Genomic DNA, 5,253 nt, shown 5'->3' on the forward strand with positions numbered 1-5,253 from the left:
ATAGTAAGGGAACGAAAAAACAAACTGGAAGAGATTCTTGGTGTGAAGTTTTCTTGATTAGAGCGTACCCTTTTTTGAATATCCGGTGTAAATTGTTGCTATGAAACATCACCCACCAGCCCCCTCTCCACCACTGAAGAGGGGGAGAATAGTTCAAAAAGGGTACACTCAAAAGATCACATGAAGTCAATTTTGAATACCCAGAACAAAAAAGTAGCATCATCCTGCAGGACAATCCCCTTACTTTACAGCAAAATCCTCACATAAAGGGTCGCTTCCGATACCGGAATACTCTACCCTTTTAACGCACCCTGCACACAGGGGATAGTAACGAACTGTATCCTCTCCATGATCAATGAGCTTTTCCATGGCTGCAACAAGTTTCAGGAATTTGTGTTCGGTCATGTCCGAACATTCAAATACCGATTTCTGGACACGGACGCCATATCCTTTAAGGGTCTTTACAACCCTGTATCTGACCCTGTTATCAACAATATCAAAACATACAAGTATAAACATAATGCCTTCTATGTAAAATCCCCTTCACTATACACCAGCAATTAAAATTTATGAAAGAACCGTTACACACCCCATTTTCATGCCAAAAAACGCTGCAACTGAACAATGGCGATCTTCATGTTATCAATGGCGTCCTGAAGGTTTTCAATGCGTTCACTTTTTGGGCTTTTTTTTTCCGCCACCTTTTTCCATGCCTCAAGATGAATCAGGGGATGCAGATAGCCCGTGCTGTCAGCTTCGATTGCACAGTAATCGCTTGTAAATCCCAAAAGCGAATGAATACGGCGGCACCCAAGGGGAGAGCCTGAAATCCTGCTCAACTTAAAATCCACCATATGGGGATTGTACTCGCTCCCAAGTGCCATGAGATAATGAACAAGATAGCGCGCCCGTGGCAAAAATCCGATGCTTTGAAACAACACCTTCTCCTCCCGGGCACTTATATCCTTTCCATCCCTGCATGTGGCTATAACCTGCCCCAGAGGAGGACAGAGCCGCTCCAGGTTAAAAAGCTCCGGATAATCCTTTGCAAAGGCTGCAAGCCTTGGATGCAGTACAACCTGATTATTTTTTTGAGCAAAATTTTCCCCTGCTGATGAAACACCATCCAGAATTTCAGGCAAGGCAGGGTTGACATTAGAGAGAAAAGAGAGCTGGGATTGCAGATCCCTTTTCTCACACCCCATGAAAAAAGATGGCTTTCCGTTTTTCCTGTGAATGCCAAGGGGCAGCTTCACAAGATTGCCAAAACCCTTGCCGCTTAACTGATCCTGCTTTGGAAAAACCTCAAGGTCAAAGGCCGAAATATCACGATTTACAGGTTCTGCAATATTGGAAAGAAATGACTTTACCCTTGATGCAGGCACAGGGCTTTTGAAAAAAAACCAGAAATGGTAACCCTTGTGCCCGCTGTACTCCAGAAGAGGCTTTATACCCTGCTCCGCCGAGATATCCATGATGCGACGAATCATATAGTTTTTTTCCCTGTATAGAAGTCGTTTATGGTCGGCAGAAAGCTTTTTGTCACGATATTCAGGGTGAATATCAGCATCAATGACACCACACTTCACAGTAGAATCTGCCTTGAGCAGATATATCCCGTAAGTCTTGATGCCGGAAAGATGCTCCTCAAGGTGGGAGATCCCCATTGCATATCGCACAGGTACATAGCCGCTTTTATTCTCCTGCCTGTCTGCCCACTGGCGGGCAAAGCAATCCTCCCGACCTGAAAAAAGCTGTAAGAACTGTGCCATAAGAGCCTGTTTCTCGTTCATTGTCTCAACAGGTGCGGCAGCAGCAACATCTCTTTTTTCATCCTGAAACTCTTTATCAGGCAAACTTTCCCCTGCACTGACAAGCTTTGTCAATCCATTAAAAAGCCCTTCCGGCAGATGACCTTCTGCCCTTTTTAGTTGAATTGCAAGTTCATCATCTTTTTCAAGTATTGCCAAAAGCTCCAGAAACGGCGGCCATGCCTGTTCAAAATCAGGATGTTTTGCAGTCAGAAATCTGAAAACATCAATTGCAAGAGAAATCTCACCTGAAATCTGTGATATTTTTGCCCATTCAAGCATTTGAGCAGGTTTAAGGCGCTGCCATAAGCCGCTCTTCTCCAGGATATTGCGGATATCCTGCGGCATCTCGTCTGCCTGGTCAATTGCCTTTTGAACACGCTTCAGCAAAAGCGTATAGTCGGTATCTGTTCTGCCTTCACTTTCAGCCCTCTGAGGCTGCTTCGCAGAAATATCACCTTGAATATCCAGATCAAAAAGCTCTTTTTTTGCTCCCTGTAATGACATTGACATAAAATTCCTCCTTGAATCCATTATACTCACTCAAAATCGACATCTTATTGCTTTTTAGAACTTATTGCATTTGTCTGAATCAGGATAACCAGGATGAATAGGATGTCCAGGATAGATAATCTTGTATTATCCTGTTAATCCTGGGAATCCTGATTCAGACAGTGTTGACAAGGCTTACAAGATCATAGGTGTCAACTTTGAGTACTCAATATAATGCAGCAATAAGAGATTTTTACAGCAACAGAAAACTACCCCATACTATCTTTAATGGCTTTAGATGCGTTTTTTTCAGAAGAGCCGTAAAAAAAACTGAAAAAAAGAGCTCTAATTCTCTTTTTATCATCAGATATGGAGTTTCTGGCATCCTTCAAAAAATCAACTTCACTGTAACCAAAAAGGGGGGTTAACTGTGGAAACACTATATGTTGTTGAACCAGGAGCATACCTTAAAAAAAACGGTGATTCCCTTGACATCGTCAAGGAAAAAAAGATAATCGGAACCATTCCTGCCAAAGGCCTTCAGAAGATTCTGATTTCCGGATATGTTTCACTAAGCGGTGCTGTAATTGATTTTTGTATAAAAAACAGAATCGAAACTGTCTTCATAACTCCCACAGGAAAATTCAGGGGACGCCTTATGATTGACGAGCATCGCCATGTGGCACTCAGAGAAGCACAATATGTAAAACTGAGCCAGGAGGAGTTCTGCCGCAATACCATGGCAATTATTGTAAAGGGGAAAATTGACAATATGGCCGCTTTCCTGCTCAAGAGAAACAGAAACCGCAAAGAGGATAAAATAAGAACCACAGCCATAAGACTTAGAGGTTTCAGTCAGTATCTGTCTGAATCACTTTCCAGAGAAGCCATCCGAGGAGTGGAAGGAGCCGCAACACGCATATATTTCATGGCATTCAACAATCTCCTCCATCACCCACATTTCACCTTTAAAAACCGCAGCCGCAGGCCTCCGCTTGACCCTGTCAATGCTTTGCTTTCATTTGTTTATACTCTGTTGACAAATGAGGTGCTTTCTGCAATAAAAATATGTGGACTTGATCCTTACAAAGGTTCTTTGCACGAAATCAGCTATGGCAGGCCATCTCTTGCCTGTGATCTTGTGGAAGAGTACCGGTGTATGATAGGAGACAGCCTGGTACTTAACCTTATCAATCGCAATATGATTAAACCCGATGATTTTGTAATCAGAAACAGTGTGCCATCCTCTTATATTGATGAAGAAGATATGAAAAAAAAACGTCCGGTTGAAATGAAACCATATCTATGTCGGGCTTTTATAACCTCATATGAAAAAATGATGACACATGGCTCTCCATCATATAGAAATCTGATCCGCAGTCAGGTGCGTCAGTTTTCAGATTATCTGCTGGAGCCTAAAAAAGGTTACAAAACTATATGTGTATAAAATATTTATTGTCTTAACCTACTAAATTTATTGTTCTTTGACAATTTGCGACTAAATATTTTTTCACTCCTACAGGGTACAAAGTATTCTCCATTTGCTGTCCATTCTTTTTTCTAATAATTCAAGACAGTTACCTGCCAAAGTTACCGTTTTATGTGTGAAAAAAATTTATTTATAATGATTTCAGTTATTTAAAAATTTTTTTTACATTTAATTCGTTGACTTTTTTTACCGACATCCCAAAACAGAGGAGGTGTGAAAAATCGCCTTGACAGAGCCGCGCCAGTCCTGTAAAAAAAACACCTAGAGTCAGAAACACTGCCCCGATTAGAGGGGATTGAGACTAAGCAGTTTAAACGGATTTCCGTTTTTATCCTGCTTTGTCAGAAACACTGCCCCGATTAGAGGGGATTGAGACAAAAACCCAAAACCAAAATAAAAAAAGGCATATAAGTCAGAAACACTGCCCCGATTAGAGGGGATTGAGACTTTTGTAACACCTGATTGAATGATTGCAGCCATACATTGAGTCAGAAACACTGCCCCGATTAGAGGGGATTGAGACTTTCCAGGTGTTCCAGAACTGCTTGTTATTCTTAGACTGTCAGAAACACTGCCCCGATTAGAGGGGATTGAGACTAAAGGTTCAAGCATAACCTTTTTAATAGTGATCAGGACTTAAGTCAGAAACACTGCCCCGATTAGAGGGGATTGAGACCTTGTACGCCCCTTATAGTCACTGGTGCTGGCGATGCAGTCAGAAACACTGCCCCGATTAGAGGGGATTGAGACCTTTTTAAAGGTTCAAGCATAACCTTATGATTTATTTTGATCAGGTCAGAAACACTGCCCCGATTAGAGGGGATTGAGACTAAAACCAGACCCGATACGATGTAGCGGGCACCTTCGGTCAGAAACACTGCCCCGATTAGAGGGGATTGAGACTTGAAGGAGATTCCAGATCGCCACCACGACCTCGATAGGTCAGAAACACTGCCCCGATTAGAGGGGATTGAGACATAGTGATCAGGACTTAATGGGCGTGCCTGATCGGTCTTGTCAGAAACACTGCCCCGATTAGAGGGGATTGAGACTTCGGCTGCTGATGCCGAGTGATTTACCGCCTCACTTCGGTCAGAAACACTGCCCCGATTAGAGGGGATTGAGACATCTTCGAGAAGAAGAAGATGTGGGCAATCTTCTTCTGTCAGAAACACTGCCCCGATTAGAGGGGATTGAGACCAGGTCGTCTCTATCGGACGAAACAAGGGACAGACACGTCAGAAACACTGCCCCGATTAGAGGGGATTGAGACCGGGGTAATTCATGCTAAAGACGCACTGATAGCATGAAGTCAGAAACACTGCCCCGATTAGAGGGGATTGAGACGATGCGATTGACCAATCTTTCAGCCAATTCGCACGCCAGTCAGAGTCAGAAACACTGCCCCGATTAGAGGGGATTGAGACCATTTCAAGTGCTCGAAGATAATGACAATCTTCG

The 5,253-nt window shown here is 42.9% G+C and carries 3 protein-coding genes and 1 CRISPR repeat array; of the genes, 1 reads left to right on the forward strand and 2 read right to left on the reverse strand.

Translation table 11 applies throughout. The features are described 5' to 3' along the window. Positions 1-240 precede the first annotated feature (240 nt). Positions 241-519 carry a CRISPR-associated endonuclease Cas2 gene (cas2, locus tag MTBBW1_RS26970; RefSeq protein WP_080810045.1) on the reverse strand — a complete coding sequence of 93 codons (279 nt, stop codon included), beginning with the start codon at positions 517-519 and terminating at the stop codon, positions 241-243. Positions 520-596: 77 nt separating this feature from the next. Continuing rightward, the gene (locus MTBBW1_RS26975; protein WP_245809578.1) at positions 597-2,324 is read right to left on the reverse strand and encodes a CRISPR-associated primase-polymerase type A1; all 1,728 of its coding nucleotides are present in this window, start codon (positions 2,322-2,324) and stop codon (positions 597-599) included. A gap of 409 nt (positions 2,325-2,733) precedes the next feature. On the opposite strand from MTBBW1_RS26975, the gene cas1 reads away from it, so the two are divergent. After that, positions 2,734-3,750, forward strand: coding sequence for a CRISPR-associated endonuclease Cas1 (gene cas1 / locus MTBBW1_RS26980; RefSeq protein ID WP_080810048.1), 1,017 nt, complete (start codon positions 2,734-2,736; stop codon positions 3,748-3,750). 308 nt (positions 3,751-4,058) lie between these two features. Beyond that, positions 4,059-5,219: direct repeats of the CRISPR family, unit length 36 nt; unit sequence GTCAGAAACACTGCCCCGATTAGAGGGGATTGAGAC. The last annotated feature ends 34 nt before the right edge of the window (positions 5,220-5,253 follow it).

Source organism: Desulfamplus magnetovallimortis (genome assembly GCF_900170035.1).
Classification (GTDB): Bacteria; Desulfobacterota; Desulfobacteria; order Desulfobacterales; family Desulfobacteraceae; genus Desulfamplus; species Desulfamplus magnetovallimortis.

Bases quoted from the DNA above. Each gene is read 5' to 3' on its own strand.
- MTBBW1_RS26975 (WP_245809578.1), bottom strand. From the start codon at position 2,324: ATGTCAATGTCATTACAGGGAGCAAAAAAAGAGCTTTTTGATCTGGAT.
- cas2 (WP_080810045.1), bottom strand. From the start codon at position 519: ATGTTTATACTTGTATGTTTTGATATTGTTGATAACAGGGTCAGATAC.